The organism is Streptomyces sp. IBSNAI002 (genome assembly GCF_052244475.1).
Classification (GTDB): domain Bacteria; phylum Actinomycetota; class Actinomycetes; order Streptomycetales; family Streptomycetaceae; genus Streptomyces.
The window spans coordinates 4415237-4430959 of sequence record NZ_JBQPXG010000002.1; the positions used below are offsets into that span (position 1 = coordinate 4415237).

Genomic DNA, 15723 nt, shown 5'->3' on the forward strand with positions numbered 1-15723 from the left:
CCCACTCCAGCCCCGCCTGCATTCGAGGCGCGGGGCCCAATCCAGCCCCGCCGGCGTTTGAGGCGCGGGGTCCGGGGCGGAGCCCCGATCTGTGACCCGTCACTCGACGACGGCGGAGGCGCCGACACCGGCACCGGCACCGGCACCGGCACCCTTCAGCCCGGCCGCCGCCCCAGGCCCCGGCACCGGGACCGTCACCGCCCGCCGCCAGGCGACCCGCGCACCGAGCCACACCAGGAACCCCGTCGGCAGGAACACCGCATCGGCGGCGATCATCGCCAGCGAGAAGAACGGCAGCCCCAGCAGCACCGCGATCCCCGCGTGCTCCAGCATCATCACGGCCAGCAGCGCGTTCTTGATCCGCCGGTTGAACACCGTGAACGGAAACGCCACCTGCACCGCCACCGTCCCGTACGACAGCAGCATCACCAGCGTCCCGCTGCCCGCCAGCAGCGCGGACAGCCCCGGCCACGGGGTGAAGTAGTCCAGCCCCAGCGGGTAGTACAGCGCCGTCCCGTCCTGCCACCGCGATCCCTGGACCTTGTACCAGCCCGCCGTCGCGTAGATCAGGCACACCTCCGCCATGATCACCAGCATCCCGGCGTTGTGCAGCAGGTTGGCCAGCACGTCCAGCGTCGCCCGGCCCTCGCCCTCCGGATCGTGCCGGTCCACCAGCCACCACAGCCCGCAGACCACCCACACCGCCGCGAAGGCCAGCAGCCAGCCGGTGCTGAACCGCCCGGTCACCGCCCCGTACGCGAGCACCGCGCCCAGCACGGCCCACAGCGCCGGCCCGGCGGCCCCCGCGGAGGCCGTCCCCCGCAGCCGGGCCCGCCGCGCGTCCAGGGACCACACCTGCGCGCACCGGGTCAGCACCAGGTACACGGCCATCAGGTGGATGACGTTGTCCCCGCCGTCGCCCATGAACACGCTGCGGTTCTGCAGCGACAGCACCCCGACCATGAACAGCACCGACGTGGCCCGGGTCCGCCAGCCCAGCAGCAGCCCCACGCTCGCCAGCACGGCGACCGCGTAGAGGATCTCGAACCACACCGTCGAGTCCGACCACATCAGGACCGAGAAGGCCCCGTTCGAGGCGATCAGCCGTTCCGCCAGCGCGAAGCTCCACGGCCCGTCCGGCCCGTACAGCTCGTGGCGGTGCGGGAACTCGCGCAGCAGGAAGAAGAGCCAGGTCCCGGCGAAGCCGATGCGCACCACGGCGCTCTGGTACGGGCCCATGGCCCGGCCGGTGACCTTCGCCAGGGCGGCCGCCAGGCCGGTTCTCACACCGTCCACCACGGCAGCTCCCGGTAGTACGTCTCGGTGTCGGTGGTCTCGTCGCTCCACTTCGGAGCGGCCACGGCGGTCGTCGCCGAGCGCAGCTGGACCCGCAGGACGTTCCCGCCGGGGTGGGCCGGGGTGACCCTGTTCACCGCGATCCGCAGCAGGTACTGCTCGGACAGTTCGCCGCGCTCGCCGTTCGGCTTGTTCTCCTCGTCGTGGGAGCCGGTGAAGAAGTCCCAGGCCCGGCGGAGCTCGTTCTGCTCGGTGTGGCTCGGCAGCAGGCTGTGCCGGATGGCCTCGCCGTCCTCGGCGCTCAGGTCGCGCCAGTCCGTGGTGACCAGCTCGCCGGCGGCCGTCCGCACCTGCGCGCGCACCTCCACCGCGATGTTCTGCTGGAGCGGGTTGGGGGCGAAGAGCTTCCAGTTCTGTTCGAACTCGGGATAGATCCAGGCGTCGACCGTCCGCGCGTGCTGCTTGCTCACCGTGTTGGACGGGGCGACGTGCAGGAACACGAACGCGAGATGCGTGCAGGCGGCCACGCCCACGGCCCCGAGGGCGAGCGCGACGAGCACCCGGTACGGGGTGGACAGACCGGCTATTCCGGGCGCGCGCGGGGAGGGCGGGGCGGCCGCCGCGGCGGGCTCCCGCTCGTTCGAATCCATCCCGCCCCGATCGTCCGGCATCCACAGGGTTGACCTCAGAGGTTGACACCCTACGGGCCGCCGACCCACCATTGAAGAGGATGAACCGAACGATCGGTCGGTCGGGTGATGGACGGACGGCCGGCACACACGGACAGGGGACCGGGATGGTGGCAGTGACCCCGGAGACGGGGCCGGAGACGGGGCCGGAGACGGCCCTCGGGACGGACGGCACGGACGGCACGGGCATGGCGGGCGACCTGGAGGCACAGCTCGCGGCGGCCTTCGACGCGGCGGTCGCGGCGGAGGAGCGCGTGGAGCCGCGCGACTGGATGCCCGAGGAGTACCGCGCCTCGCTCGTGCGCCAGATGGCCCAGCACGCCCACTCCGAGATCATCGGTATGCAGCCCGAGGCCAACTGGATCACCCGGGCGCCCTCGCTGCGCCGCAAGGCGATCCTGATGGCCAAGGTGCAGGACGAGGCCGGCCACGGGCTGTACCTGTACAGCGCCGCCGAGACCCTCGGCACCAGCCGCGACGAGCTCCTCGACAAGCTGCACTCGGGGAAGCAGAAGTACTCCTCGATCTTCAACTACCCCACCCTGACCTGGGCGGACGTCGGCGCCATCGGCTGGCTCGTGGACGGCGCCGCGATCACCAACCAGGTGCCGATCTGCCGCTGCTCGTACGGGCCCTACGCCCGCGCCATGGTCCGGATCTGCAAGGAGGAGTCCTTCCACCAGCGCCAGGGGTACGAGCTGCTCCTCGCCCTCTCGAAGGGCACCGAGGCCCAGCACGCGATGGCGCAGGACGCGGTGGACCGCTGGTGGTGGCCCTCCCTGATGATGTTCGGCCCGCCGGACGCCGAGTCGGCGCACTCGGCGCAGTCGATGGCCTGGCGGATCAAGCGCCACTCGAACGACGAGCTGCGCCAGCGGTTCGTGGACATCGCCGTCCCGCAGGCCGAGTCCCTCGGCCTGACCCTGCCCGACCCGGACCTGAAGTGGAACGAGGAGCGCGGGCACCACGACTTCGGCGCCATCGACTGGACCGAGTTCTGGAACGTGCTCAAGGGCAACGGCCCGTGCAACGAACAACGCCTGAGCCAGCGGCGCAAGGCCCACGAGGACGGCGCCTGGGTGCGCGACGCGGCCGCGGCGTACGCGGAGAAGCAGGCGGCACACGCCGCGAAGAACGAGGAGGCGCGGGTATGACGCAGAACTGGCCCCTGTGGGAGGTGTTCGTGCGATCGCGGCGCGGCCTCTCGCACACGCACGCGGGAAGCCTGCACGCCCCCGACGCGGAGATGGCCCTGCGCAACGCCCGCGACCTCTACACCCGGCGCGGTGAGGGCATCTCGATCTGGGTGGTGCCCTCCACCGAGATCACCGCCTCCTCGCCGGACGAGCGCGACCCCTTCTTCGCCCCGTCCGCCGACAAGCCCTACCGGCACCCGACGTTCTACGACATCCCGGAGGGAGTGAGCCACCTGTGACCGGCACCGAGCCCATCGACATCACAGCCACCACGGCGGCGGCCCTCGCCCTCGGCGACGACGCCCTGATCCTCTCCCACCGCCTCGGCGAATGGGCGGGCCACGCCCCCGTCCTGGAGGAGGAGGTCGCGCTCGCCAACATCGCCCTCGACCTGCTCGGCCAGGCCCGCCTCCTGCTGACCATGGCAGGCGACGAGGACGAGCTGGCGTTCCTGCGCGAGGAGCGCGCCTTCCGCAACCTCCAGCTGGTCGAGCAGCCCAACGGCGACTTCGCCCACACCATCGCCCGCCAGCTCTTCTTCTCCTTCTACCAGCACGAGCTGTACGGGGAACTCGCGCTCGGGGACGGCCCGTTCGCCCCGCTGGCGGCCAAGGCCGTCAAGGAGACCGCGTACCACCGCGACCACGCCGAGCAGTGGACCCTGCGGCTCGGCGACGGCACCGAGGAGAGCCGGGCCCGCATGCGCGCAGGCCTGGACGCCCTGTGGAAGTACACCGGCGAGATGTTCCAGCCGGTGGACGGCCTCGGCGGCCTGGACTGGGCCGCGCTCGAAGGGCGTTGGCTGGCCGCAGTGACCGCCGTCCTGGAGCGGGCCGGGCTCGCGCTGCCCGAGGGGCCGCGCACCGGCGCCTGGGTGGCCGGAGCCGGACGCCAGGGCCTGCACACCGAGCCCTTCGGCCGGATGCTCGCCGAGATGCAGCACCTGCACCGCAGCCACCCGGGGGCGTCATGGTGACCGCCCACGCCGGGACGACCCGCCTGGAGGCGGAACTGGCCGAGCTGGCCGGCTCCGTCCCCGACCCCGAACTGCCCGTGCTCACCCTGGGCGAGCTCGGCGTGGTGCGCGGGGTGCGGGTGGACGAGGAGGGCCGCGCCGAGGTCACCCTCACCCCCACCTACACCGGCTGCCCGGCCATCGAGGCCATGTCCGCCGACATCGAGCGGGTCCTGACCGGCCACGGCATACCGGAGGTCCGGGTGACCACGGTGCTGGCCCCCGCCTGGTCCACCGACGACATCAGCGCCGAAGGCCGCCGCAAGCTGGCCGAGTTCGGCATCGCCCCGCCGCGCCCGCACGCGGCCGGCGGGCCGGTCCCGCTGACCCTGTCGGTGCGCTGCCCGAACTGCGGGTCCACCGAAACCGAGCTGCTCAGCCGGTTCTCCTCCACCGCCTGCAAGGCGCTGCGCCGCTGCACCGCCTGCCGCGAACCGTTCGACCACTTCAAGGAGCTGTAGATGGCCGCACCCCGCCACGGCGCGTTCCACCCGCTGACGGTGGCTGCGGTCGACCGGCTCACCGACGACTCGGTGGCTCTGACCCTCCGGGTCCCGCAGGAGCTGCGCGAGGAGTACCGGCACGCCCCCGGCCAGCACCTCACCCTGCGCCGCACGGCCGCCGAGGGCGAGGAGGTCCGGCGCACCTACTCGATCTGTTCCCCCGCCCCGTCGGCCGACGGCCCGGGCCCGGCGCAACTGCGGGTCGGCGTGCGGCTGGTGGAGGGCGGGGAGTTCTCCACCTTCGCGCACAAGGAGATCGCCGCCGGAGACGTGCTGGACGTGATGGTCCCGGCCGGACGCTTCGTCCTGGATCCGGCCGCCGCCCCGGCCGCCGGGCACTACGCGGCGATCGTCGGCGGCAGCGGGATCACCCCCGTGCTCTCGATCGCCGCGAGCCTGCTGGCCGCCCGCCCCGACGCCCGCTTCTGCCTCGTGCGCAGCGACCGTACGGCGGCCTCGACGATGTTCCTGGAGGAGGTCGCCGACCTCAAGGACCGCTATCCGGCCCGCTTCCAGCTGGTCACGGTCCTCTCGCGGGAGGAGCAGGAGGCCGGACTGCCCTCCGGGCGGCTGGACGAGGAGCGGCTGGCCGACCTGCTGCCCGCGCTGCTGCCGGTGGCCGAGGTGACGGGCTGGTTCCTGTGCGGACCGTACGGCCTGGTGCAGGGAGCGGAGCGGACCCTGGGCGCGCTCGGCGTCGCCCGGACCCGGGTGCACGAGGAGATCTTCCACGTCGAGGACACCACCGCGCCGGCCCGCGCCGCGGCCGCCCCGGCCCCCTCCGACAGCCGGGTCACCGCACGCCTCGACGGCCGTTCCGGCACCTGGCCGGTCCGCGACGGGGAATCCCTGCTGGACGCGGTGCTCCGCAACCGCGCGGACGCCCCGTACGCCTGCAAGGGCGGAGTGTGCGGCACCTGCCGGGCGTTCGTGGTGGCGGGCGAGGTCCGGATGGACCGGAACTTCGCCCTGGAGGCCGAGGAGACGGACGCCGGATTCGTCCTGGCCTGCCAGTCGCACCCGGTGACGGAGGAAGTGGAGATCGACTTCGACCGGTAGCCCCGGCCGCCCTGTCCATTTTCCAGAACCTGTTCTATCTTGACGCACCGTCAGACCAGAACGGGAGGACCGGCAGTGGACTTCACCTTCACCGAGGAGCAGCAGGCGGCCGTCGAGGCGGCCAGGGCCGTCTTCGCGGACGTCGCGCCCGACGGGGTGCCCAGCCCCGCGCTCACCCCCGGGGCCGTCGCGGACGACTTCGACCGCCCGCTGTGGGACAGGCTCGCCGGATCGGACCTGCTGAGCCTGGTCCTCGCCGAGGAGCACGGCGGAGCCGGCCTCGACACCATCGCCCTGTGCCTGGTGCTGCGCGAGGCCGCGAAGGTGCTGGCCCGGGTGCCGCTGCTGGAGCACTGCGCCACCGCCATGGCCGTACAGGCCCACGGCAGCCCCGAACTGGCCGCCGCCCTGCTGCCCGGCGCCGGACGCGGCAGCATCGTGCTGACCGCCGCCGCCCACGGCCGCTCCGGCCACGACCCGGCCGAACTCGCCGTCACCGCCCGCCGCGACGGCGACGGCTGGATCCTGGACGGCACACAGACGGCCGTCCCCTGGGCGCACGGCGCCGACTGGATCGCCGTACCGGCCCACACCGGCGAGGGGGAAGCCGTCCTCGCCCTGGTCCCGCGCGCGGCAGAGGGCCTCGCCCTCGCCGAGCAGGTCTCCACCAACGGGGAGCGGCTCGCCGAACTCGCCCTGGACGGCGTACGGGTGGCCCCGGCGCACCTCATCGACGCCCCCGAGGCCTGGGAGCGGCTGCGCCAGGTCCTGGCCACCGGAACCTGCGCCCTGGCCCTCGGCCTCGGCGAGGGCGTCCTCACCATGACCAGCCAGTACACGAGCAAGCGCGAACAGTTCGGCTTCCCGGTGGCCACCTTCCAGGCCGTCGCCGTCCAGGCCGCCGACCGCTACATCGACCTGCGCGCCATGGAGGTCACCCTCTGGCAGGCCGCCTGGCGCCTGGACGCCGCGACCGGCGGCGCGGGCGGCCCGCTGCCGAGCTCCGGAGACGTCGCAGTCGCAAAGATCTGGGCCTCGGAAGGCGTACGCCGGGTCGTGCAGACCGCCCAGCACCTGCACGGCGGCTTCGGCGCCGACACCGACTACCCCCTGCACCGGTACCACGCCTGGGCCAAGCAGCTGGAGCTCCAGCTCGGCCCCGCCGCAGCGCACGAGGAGGCCCTGGGCGACCTGCTGGCCGCCCATCCGCTCGCCTGACGGGCAAGGGCTACAGCACGAAGGCCGGGTTCCCGTTGTCCGTCACCATCGGGCGCCCGGCCCCGTCCCACGCCTGCATGCCGCCGTCGACGTTCACGGCGTCGATGCCCTGGCGCACCAGGTACTGGGTCACCTGCGCGGAGCGCCCGCCGACGCGGCACATCACGTGCACCCGGCGGCCGTCCTCCACCGATTCGGTCAGATCGCCGAAGCGGGCCACGAAATCGCTCATCGGGATGTGCAGAGCACCCTCGACGTGACCGGCCGCCCATTCGTCGTCCTCACGGACGTCCAGGACAAAGCCTCCGGAGGGCACCGCGGCGGCGTCCACCGAGGGAAGCGGTCCGAAGTTCATGCGTCGCCTTCTCTCATCACAGATCCGAATCCCAACCTATCCGACGCCCCCGCCCCGACGGGCGGCCATCCGGCGCCGCTCAGCCCTCGGCGAGCGCCTCGGCCAGTTCCGCCTCGCGCTCGGAGACCTGCGCCAGCAGCTGCTCCGCGATCTCCTCCAGCAGCCGGTCCGGGTCGTCGGGCGCCATCCGCAGCATCGACCCGATGGCGCTGTCCTCCAGCTCCTTGGCCACCAGCGACAGCAACTCCTTGCGGCGCGCCAGCCACTCCAGCCGGGCGTACAGCTCGCCGCTCTCCTCCGGCTCCGCCCGCTCCGGCTCCGGGCCGGCCGCCCACTCCTCGGCCAGCTCGCGCAGCAGCTGCTCCTCGCCCCGCCCGTACGCGGCGTTGACCCGCACGATGAAGGCGTCGCGGCGGGCCCGCTCCGTCTCGTCCTGGGCGAGGTCCGGGTGGGCCTGGCGGACCAGCTCGCGGTAGAGGCGGCGCACCTCCTCCGAGGGACGCACCCGCTCCGGCGGCCGCACGGGCCGCTCGGTGAGCATCGCGCCCGCGTCGTCGGAGATCCCGTCCGAGTCCAGCCAGTCGTGGAACAGCTCGTCCACCCCGGGCATCGGCATGACCAGCGCACGCGCCTCCCGCGCCCGCCGCAGGTCCTCCGGATCCCCGGTGCGCGCCGCCTTCGCCTCGGCGATCAGCGCCTCGAGCTCGTCGAGCCGCGTGTACATCGGGCCGAGCTTCTGGTGGTGCAGGCGGGAGAAGTTCTCCACCTCGACCCGGAAGGTCTCCACCGCGATCTCGAACTCGATCAGCGCCTGCTCGGCGGCCCGCACGGCCCGCTCGAGGCGTGCCTCGGGGCGTTCGTCGTCGGAAACTGTGTGTCCGGTCTGCTCGCTCACCCGGCCAGCCTACGGCCCGCCGCCCCGGGCACCCCCGCGCGGGCCGCCCGGCCCCCGGCCCCCGGACGCCCCTCGCCGGCCGGACCGCTCAGACCCCGGACTCCGCCGCGATCCGCCCGGCCCGCACCGCCGCCACCAGATCGGCGTGGTCGGCCTCGGTGCGGTCCGCGTAGGCCACGGCGAAGGCGGCCATCGCCTCGTCGAGCTCCTCGTTCTTCCCGCAGTACCCGGCCAGCAGCCGCGGGTCGACGCTGTGCGCGTGCGCCCGGGCCAGCAGGGCCCCGGTCATCCGCCCGTAGTCGTCGAGCTGGTCGGCGCTCAGCGCCGCCGGATCCACACTGCCCTTGCGGTTGCGGAACTGGCGCACCTGGAAGGGCCGCCCCTCCACCGTGGTCCAGCCGAGCATGATGTCCGACACCACCTGCATCCGCTTCTGCCCGGCCACCACCCGGCGCCCCTCGTGCTCCTCGGGCGGCGAGACGAAGCCCAGCGCGGGCAGGTGCGGCAGCAGCACCGAGGGCCGTGCCTCCTTCACCTGGAGCACCAGCGGCTCGCCCCGGTGGTCCAGCAGCAGCACCACGTACGACCGGGTGCCGACGCTGCCCGTCCCCACCACCCGGAAGGCCACGTCGTGGATCGCGTACCGGGCCATCAGCGGCAGCCGGTCGGCCTGGAGGGTCTGCAGATAGGGCCCCAGCGAGGCCGCCACGGCCGCGGCCTCCCCGTCCCCGACCCGGCGCAGCACCGGCAGCGCGTCCACGAAGCGCCTGCTGCCGTCGGGCCCGGCCTCGGTCGACTTCGCGGCGAACCGCGCGGAGGTGTTGTTGCGGGCCTTCTCCGACACCCGCTCCAGGGTCCCCAGCAGGTCCCGGGCATCGGTGTGCGAGACCAGCTCCTCGTCGGCGATGGCGTTCCACGCGTCACTGGCGGACAGCCGGGCCAGCAGCCGCATCGTCCGCCGGTAGGCGCCCACCGCGTCCAGGGCGGCCGCCCGTGACGCGTCCTCGCCGGCGCCCGACACCCGCCCGGCCAGCACCAGCGAGGTCGCCAGCCGCTTCACGTCCCACTCCCACGGGCCGAAGACGGTCTCGTCGAAGTCGTTCAGGTCGATGACCAGCCGGTTGCGGACGTCCCCGTACAGGCCGAAATTCGCCGCGTGCGCGTCACCGCAGATCTGCGCCCCGACCCCGGTCACCGGCCCGCCGGACAGGTCGTGGGCCATCAGCCCGGCCGCCCCCCGCAGGAACGCGAAGGGGTTCGCCGCCATCCGCCCCACGCGTATCGGCGCCAGCTCGACGACCCGCCCGGCGTTGGACTCCTCCACCGCCCGCACCGCGTCCGGCCGCCCGGACGGCGCCTCGAAGGCGGCGTGCGCCGACCGCGGCACCCGCTGCCGCAGCGCCCGGCCGTCCTGCTTGGGCGAACCGTCCGCCACCCGCGGCGCGAACCCCGCCACCTCCGGGATCCGCTGTCCCACTACCGCCGCCATGTGCGCCGCCCCCACCCGTACGTTGATCGCGTTCGAACGGGCTGACCGTATCTACAGCCCGGCGTCCCTGGCCAGCAAAGCGGCCTGTACCCGGTTCTCGCAGCCCAGCTTCGCGAGGATCCGGCTCACGTACGTCTTCACGGTCGCCTCGCTCATGTGCAGCCGCCGCCCGGCGTCCGCGTTCGACAGCCCCTCCCCGAGCAGCGCGAGCACGCCGCGCTCGCGTTCACTCAGCTCCGCCACCCGCCGCCGGGCCTGCTCTCCGCGCACCACGGCCGTCCCCGACGCCAGCTGGTCGACGACGTGCCGGGTCGCCGCCGGGGAGAGGTACGCGTCACCCGCCGCGGCCGCCCGTACGGCGCCGATCAGCTCGCCCGGCGCCGAGTCCTTCAGCAGGAACCCCGCACTGCCCCCGCCCAGCGCCCGCAGCACGTTCTCCTTCTCCCCGAAGGTGGTCAGGATCAGCGCCCGCACCTCCGGCGCGGCCCGCCCCAGCTCCCCCAGGGCGGTCAGCCCGTCCATCACCGGCATCTGGATGTCCAGCAGCATCACGTCCGGCACGTGCGCGCGGGCCAGGTCCACCGCCTCCCGGCCGTTCGCCGCCTCCGCCACGACCTCGATGTCCGGCGCCGAGGTCAGGATCATCCTGATCCCCGCCCGGATCAGCGGCTCGTCGTCGGCGATCACCACGCGGATCACTTCGGCTGTCACCCGTGCTCCTACTGCTTGACCTCGTAAGCCTGCTTGTCCACGAGCGTTCCGTCCTTGAAGCAGAACCGGTAGATCAGGTCCACCCCCAGGGAGTCCGGCTGCTCCGTCGCCATCAGCGCCAGGCAGTCCGAACCCTCCGGCCGCGGCGGGCCCTTCCGGTCCGCGCCGGCCGTCAGGAAATTGTCGCCGCTCGGCAACCGGTCCCGTACGGCCCGCTCCGGCTCCCCCACCCGCACCGCGTCGTAGTCGGCCCGGTCCACCATCGAGTCGCCCAGCGAGCCCACCACCACCAGCATCCCCGCTCCCAGCACGATCACCAGCAGCACCACCGCCGCGAAGGCGATGCCGCAGCCCAGCGCCAGCCCGCCGACCGGGCCGCGCCGCGGCACGGCCAGCTCCCGGTCCACCACGCTCCAGTCCATCGGCGGCGCACCCCGCAGCCCCCGCGCCTGGGCCTGGGCCTGCTGCCCGAAGTCGTCGGCCACGGCCTCCGCCCCGGCCGGCTCCGCCCCGTACGGCAGCACCCCCGCCAGCCGGAAGCCGCCGTCCTCCGTCGCGCCCGCGTGCACCATCCCGCCGACCAGCCGCGCCCGCTCGCGCAGCCCCGTCAGCCCCTGCCCGCCGGACACCACCTCGCCGGCCCCCGGGCCGGCCGCCGGCCCGTTGGCGATCTCCACCACCAGCGAGTCGTCCTCGTACCGCAGTTCCACCGTGATCGGCGCCCCCGGCGCGTGCTTGTACGCGTTCGTCAGGGCCTCCTGCACGATCCGGTACGCCGCGTGGTCGCAGGCCGCGACCAGCGGCCGCGGCCGGCCCGAGGCGGACATCCGCACGTCGGTCCCCGCCCCCCGCGCCGCCTCCACCACCCCGGCGATCCCGGCCACCCCGCGCGCCGCGGGATGAGCCGCCTCCTCCACCGGGACCGGCGCCTCGACCCCGTCCCGCAGGATCCCGACGACCTCGCGCAGCTCGTGCATCGCCGCCACCGAGGCCTGCCGCAGCACCCCCACCGCCTCGCGCTGCCGGTCGGTCAGCTTCGGATCCACCTCCAGCGCACCGGTGTGCACCGAGATCAGCGCCAGCTGGTGGCCGAGGCTGTCGTGCATGTCCTGCGCGATCCGCTGCCGTTCGCGCAGCCTCGCCTGCCCGGCGATCATCGCCCGCTCCCGCATCAGCTGCCCGTTGCGCTCCTGGAGCGCGCTCAGCAGCGTGCGGCGCTGCGACCAGTAGCGGCTGGCCAGACCGGGCATCACGGTCATCGCCAGGAACATCAGGGTGGAGAACACGATCACCAGCAGGGGCCGCATCTGCTCCCACTCGTGCAGCACGCTCAGGCCGACCGCGGCGAGGAACGCCAGCGTGAAGGCGGCCCCCGCCCGGCCCACCCCGACGATCCGCCGCCCCGCCGACCAGCCCAGCACCGCCGTGACCAGGAACGAGCCGGGCAGGAACACGCTCACCGCCGAACCGACGACCAGCGTCGCCGCGGGCAGCCTGCGCCTCAGCAGGGTGAGCAACGCCACCGCGCCGGCGCTCGCGGTCATCCGCCACCCGGAACCGTTGTCGAGCTCCTCGATGCCCAGGCCCAGCAGCGCCAGCATCCCGGCGATCGCGAGGTCGCCCACGATGACCCGCCGGGTCCAGGGCTCCGGCCCCTTCAGCCAGTCCCAGCCCGCTCGCGTCATCGCCTTGGCATCCACCCGCCCGACCCTAGACACCCCGGTGCACCACCGGCCGTCCTCTTTCGTCGCGCCCCGCTCGACGAAAGTCGGACGGCCGACGTGAACGACGTGTCCGCGAACCACGTGTCCGTGAACAACGTGTCCTGGATCACTCCTTGGCCTGCGGCGGCCGGACCGCCCGCACCGGGCACGTCAGTTGATCTCCGGAGCCGCACGGAAGCGCACAACACGAAACGGCCGCCACCGCTTTCGCGATGACGACCGTTTCGTCGATGTGGGCGAGGGGGGATTTGAACCCCCACGTCCCGAAGGACACTGGCACCTGAAGCCAGCGCGTCTGCCGTTCCGCCACTCGCCCGAGCAGCGTCCCAGTGGTTCTTCCCTTTCGGGCCGTTCCCCTGGCGACGTCGAAACATTAGCACGTCGGACGGGGTGGAATCACATCGCTTTCCCCGCACCCCCGCGCCCCGCCGGGGACGGCCCCTCCCGCACTCCGCTCCCGGTGCGGGACACTGTCCCTGAGGCCCCCCTACGATCCCCTGTGAGGACCAACACTCGTCCTCACGGGACCGATGGGGAACCACCCGAATCCGCCACGCGTGGATACGATCAGTAAGCAGTACAGGGCGACAACGACGGAGGAGGTGCCCCATGGGAGTTCTGAAGCGGTTCGAGCAGCGACTCGAAGGTCTGGTGAACGGCACCTTCGCCAAGGTGTTCAAGTCCGAGGTCCAGCCGGTCGAGATCGCCGGAGCCCTCCAGCGGGAGTGCGACAACAACGCCACCATCTGGAACCGCGAGCGGACGGTCGTCCCCAACGACTTCATCGTCGAGCTCAGCACCGGCGACTACGAGCGCCTCAGCCCCTACTCCGGGCAGCTCGGCGACGAGCTCGCGGGCCTCGTCCGCGACTACGCCAAGCAGCAGCGCTACAGCTTCATGGGCCCCATCAAGGTCCACCTGGAGAAGGCCGACGACCTCGACACCGGGCTCTACCGGGTCCGCAGCCGCACCCTCGCCTCCAGCACCTCCCAGCCGCAGTCGGCCCAGGGCCGCCCGCAGGGCGGTCCGGCGGGCCAGGGCCAGGCCCAGGGCGGCTACGGCTACCCGCCGGTCGCCGCCCCGCCCATGCCCAGCGCCCCGCCGCCCGGCGGACCCGGCGCCCGGCGGCCGGCCGGCGGAGCAGGGCCGGCCGCACCCGTACCGGCCTCCGGCGCCTCCCGGCGCCACTGGATCGAGATCAACGGCACCCGCCACCAGATCTCGCGCCCCACGCTCGTACTCGGCCGAAGCACCGAAGCCGACGTGCGGATCGACGACCCCGGCGTATCGCGCCGGCACTGTGAGATCCGGACCGGAACGCCCTCGACGATCCAGGATCTCGGGTCCACCAACGGCATCGTGGTGGACGGGCAGCACACCACCCGCGCTACGCTCCGCGACGGCTCGCGGATCGTCGTGGGCAGCACGACCATCATTTACCGGCAAGCCGAAGGGTGAAGCGGGGGCAATGTCAGAGCTGACCCTGACGGTCATGCGGCTGGGTTTCCTAGCCGTTCTGTGGCTGTTCGTCATCGTGGCCGTCCAGGTCATCCGCAGCGACCTCTTCGGAACGAGAGTCACGCAGCGCGGCTCCCGCCGTGGCGGCGCGACCAGCGCGCCGCAGCAGCAGGCCGGCCGGCAGGCCGCGCCTCCGCAGCAGCGCCAGCGCCGCGGTGCGCCCACCAAGCTCGTCGTCTCCGAGGGCACCCTCACGGGAACCACGGTGGCCCTCGCCGGCCAGACGATCACCCTGGGACGCGCGCACGACTCCACCATCGTGCTGGACGACGACTACGCGTCCAGCCGCCATGCCAGGATCTATCCCGACCGTGACGGCCAGTGGATCGTCGAGGATCTCGGGTCCACCAACGGCACGTATCTCGACCGGACCCGCCTGACCACCCCGACGCCCATTCCGCCGGGCGCCCCGATCCGCATCGGCAAGACCGTCATCGAGCTGCGGAAGTAGTACGAGAATGAGCGAGCGGAGCGAGCACGCGGCGGCGATCCGTCCCACCGAGGACACGGACACGCGCGCGCTCCCGACCGGAGGGTGGGCAGTGTGGCTCGAGACCGGTTGTACCCGGAGCCGACCGGCGAGGTGCGCATGAGTCTGTCCCTGCGGTTCGCCGCCGGATCTCACAAGGGCATGATCCGCGAGGGCAACGAGGACTCCGGCTACGCCGGTCCCCGGCTCCTCGCGATCGCCGACGGCATGGGAGGCCAGGCCGCCGGCGAGGTCGCGAGCTCCGAGGTGATCTCGACGCTCGTGCAGCTCGACGACGATGTCCCGGGCTCCGACATCCTCACCTCCCTCGCCACGGCCGTGCAGCGCGCCAACGACCAGCTGCGCGTGATGGTCGAGGAGGACCCCCAGCTCGAGGGCATGGGCACCACCCTGACCGCCCTCCTGTGGACCGGTCAGCGCCTCGGCCTGGTCCACGTCGGCGACTCCCGGGCCTACCTGCTCCGCGACGGCGTCCTCACGCAGATCACCCAGGACCACACCTGGGTGCAGCGCCTCGTCGACGAGGGCCGCATCACCGAAGAGGAAGCCACCACCCACCCGCAGCGCTCCCTGCTGATGCGCGCGCTGGGCAGCGGCGACATCGTCGAGCCCGACCTCTCCATCCGCGAGGTCCGCGCCGGCGACCGCTACCTGATCTGCTCCGACGGGCTCTCCGGCGTGGTCTCCCACCAGACCCTCGAAGAGACCCTCGCCGACTACCACGGCCCCCGCGAGACCGTGCAGTCGCTCATCCAGCTCGCCCTGCGCGGCGGCGGACCCGACAACATCACCTGCATCGTCGCCGACGTCCTCGACACCGACAGCGGCGACACCCTCGCCGCCCAGGTCAACGACACCCCCGTCGTCGTCGGCGCGGTCGCCGAGAACCAGCACCAGCTCTTCGACGGCGGCAACGCCATGCAGACCCCCGCCGGCCGCGCCTCCGGCCTCGGCCGCCAGGCCGCCCCGCCCGCCGGCGCCTTCGGGCCCCCCGGCAGCGGCGAGGCGAACGGCTACGGGTACTCCGAGCAGGGCCAGGGCGGCGGCGGCGCGTACGGCAGCTTCGGCGAAGCCGAGGCCTATGACGGGGACGCGGAGTTCGAGGACACGTACGACCACCCCCGCCGGCGCCGCGGCAAAGGGCGCAAGTGGGCCACCCGCACGCTGACCCTGCTCCTGGTCGTCGGCGTCGTCGGCGGCGGCCTCTACGCGGGCTGGCGCTGGACGCAGACCCAGTACTACGTGGGCGTCAAGGGCGAGCACGTCGCGCTCTTCCGCGGCATCAGCCAGAAGCTCGGACCGCTGGAGCTCTCCAAGGTGGAGACCGACCGCCCCGACATCGAACTGAAGTACCTCCCGCCCTTCAAGCGCAAGCAGGTCGAGGCCACCATCAGCGAAGGCAGCCTCGACGGCGCCCGCGAGAAGCTCGACGACCTCGGCGTCCAGGTCTCGGCCTGCAAGAAGGACGAGGAGCGCCGCAACGCCGAGGCGCAGAACCAGACACCCGGCTCCACTCTGACTCCCGCGGAGCAGCAAGTGGTCAGCCTGTGCGGAAAGCAGTAGAC

General features: G+C 73.0%; 16 protein-coding genes and 1 tRNA gene. 9 read left to right on the top strand and 8 right to left on the bottom strand.

The genetic code is table 11. The annotated features are described in order from the left end of the window. Positions 1–99 precede the first annotated feature (99 nt). Together ACTVZO_RS21290 and ACTVZO_RS21295 are read right to left on the bottom strand one after the other, a co-directional pair. On the bottom strand, positions 100–1239 hold the full coding sequence (locus ACTVZO_RS21290; RefSeq protein ID WP_443303235.1) for an HTTM domain-containing protein: 1140 nt from the start codon (positions 1237–1239) through the stop codon (positions 100–102). A 44-nt stretch (positions 1240–1283) separates the two neighbouring features. After that, a complete protein-coding gene (locus ACTVZO_RS21295) occupies positions 1284–1946 on the bottom strand; it encodes a DUF5819 family protein (protein ID WP_443299907.1) in 663 nt (220 codons plus the stop codon). Between the two features lie 146 nt (positions 1947–2092). Between ACTVZO_RS21295 and paaA the strand changes: the two genes are divergently transcribed. From paaA to ACTVZO_RS21325, 6 genes are all read left to right on the top strand, one after another. After that, positions 2093–3139, top strand: a complete 1047-nt coding sequence (gene paaA, locus ACTVZO_RS21300; RefSeq protein WP_443299908.1) for a 1,2-phenylacetyl-CoA epoxidase subunit PaaA — start codon at positions 2093–2095, stop codon at positions 3137–3139. After that, positions 3136–3420 carry a 1,2-phenylacetyl-CoA epoxidase subunit PaaB gene (paaB, locus tag ACTVZO_RS21305; protein WP_030009045.1) on the top strand — a complete coding sequence of 95 codons (285 nt, stop codon included), beginning with the start codon at positions 3136–3138 and terminating at the stop codon, positions 3418–3420. Before paaA ends, paaB begins: the two co-directional genes overlap by 4 nt. Then, positions 3417–4157 carry a 1,2-phenylacetyl-CoA epoxidase subunit PaaC gene (gene paaC / locus ACTVZO_RS21310; protein WP_443299909.1) on the top strand — a complete coding sequence of 247 codons (741 nt, stop codon included), beginning with the start codon at positions 3417–3419 and terminating at the stop codon, positions 4155–4157. The genes paaB and paaC overlap by 4 nt, the downstream gene beginning before the upstream one ends. Continuing rightward, the gene (paaD, locus tag ACTVZO_RS21315) at positions 4151–4657 is read left to right on the top strand and encodes a 1,2-phenylacetyl-CoA epoxidase subunit PaaD (RefSeq protein ID WP_443299910.1); all 507 of its coding nucleotides are present in this window, start codon (positions 4151–4153) and stop codon (positions 4655–4657) included. Before paaC ends, paaD begins: the two co-directional genes overlap by 7 nt. Beyond that, entirely contained in the window at positions 4658–5758 is a 1101-nt protein-coding gene (paaE, locus tag ACTVZO_RS21320; RefSeq protein WP_443299911.1) for a 1,2-phenylacetyl-CoA epoxidase subunit PaaE, read from the top strand. A gap of 75 nt (positions 5759–5833) precedes the next feature. After that, positions 5834–6976, top strand: a complete 1143-nt coding sequence (locus ACTVZO_RS21325) for an acyl-CoA dehydrogenase family protein (RefSeq protein WP_443299912.1) — start codon at positions 5834–5836, stop codon at positions 6974–6976. A 10-nt stretch (positions 6977–6986) separates the two neighbouring features. On the opposite strand, the gene ACTVZO_RS21330 is transcribed toward ACTVZO_RS21325, so the two are convergent. The 6 genes from ACTVZO_RS21330 to ACTVZO_RS21355 all read right to left on the bottom strand — a co-directional run bounded on the left by ACTVZO_RS21330 (position 6987) and on the right by ACTVZO_RS21355 (position 12466). Continuing rightward, positions 6987–7331, bottom strand: coding sequence for a rhodanese-like domain-containing protein (locus ACTVZO_RS21330; protein WP_443299913.1), 345 nt, complete (start codon positions 7329–7331; stop codon positions 6987–6989). 79 nt (positions 7332–7410) lie between these two features. After that, positions 7411–8226: a hypothetical protein gene (locus ACTVZO_RS21335; protein WP_443299914.1), complete on the bottom strand. Its 816-nt coding sequence runs from the start codon at positions 8224–8226 to the stop codon at positions 7411–7413. Between the two features lie 88 nt (positions 8227–8314). Beyond that, positions 8315–9715, bottom strand: a complete 1401-nt coding sequence (locus ACTVZO_RS21340; protein WP_443299915.1) for a DUF2252 domain-containing protein — start codon at positions 9713–9715, stop codon at positions 8315–8317. A 51-nt stretch (positions 9716–9766) separates the two neighbouring features. Beyond that, a complete protein-coding gene (locus ACTVZO_RS21345; protein ID WP_443299916.1) occupies positions 9767–10426 on the bottom strand; it encodes a response regulator in 660 nt (219 codons plus the stop codon). 8 nt (positions 10427–10434) lie between these two features. Continuing rightward, positions 10435–12111, bottom strand: coding sequence for a sensor histidine kinase (locus ACTVZO_RS21350; RefSeq protein ID WP_443303236.1), 1677 nt, complete (start codon positions 12109–12111; stop codon positions 10435–10437). A gap of 272 nt (positions 12112–12383) precedes the next feature. After that, a tRNA-Leu gene (locus ACTVZO_RS21355) sits at positions 12384–12466 on the bottom strand. A 293-nt stretch (positions 12467–12759) separates the two neighbouring features. Here ACTVZO_RS21355 and ACTVZO_RS21360 point away from each other — a divergent pair. The 3 genes from ACTVZO_RS21360 (at position 12760) to ACTVZO_RS21370 (ending at position 15721) form a co-directional block, all read left to right on the top strand. Next, entirely contained in the window at positions 12760–13608 is an 849-nt protein-coding gene (locus tag ACTVZO_RS21360) for an FhaA domain-containing protein (RefSeq protein ID WP_384215153.1), read from the top strand. 10 nt (positions 13609–13618) lie between these two features. Next, entirely contained in the window at positions 13619–14119 is a 501-nt protein-coding gene (locus ACTVZO_RS21365) for an FHA domain-containing protein FhaB/FipA (protein ID WP_443299917.1), read from the top strand. A gap of 138 nt (positions 14120–14257) precedes the next feature. Further along, positions 14258–15721 (top strand): PP2C family protein-serine/threonine phosphatase, encoded by a 1464-nt coding sequence (locus ACTVZO_RS21370; RefSeq protein ID WP_443299918.1) that lies wholly within the window; start codon positions 14258–14260, stop codon positions 15719–15721. The last annotated feature ends 2 nt before the right edge of the window (positions 15722–15723 follow it).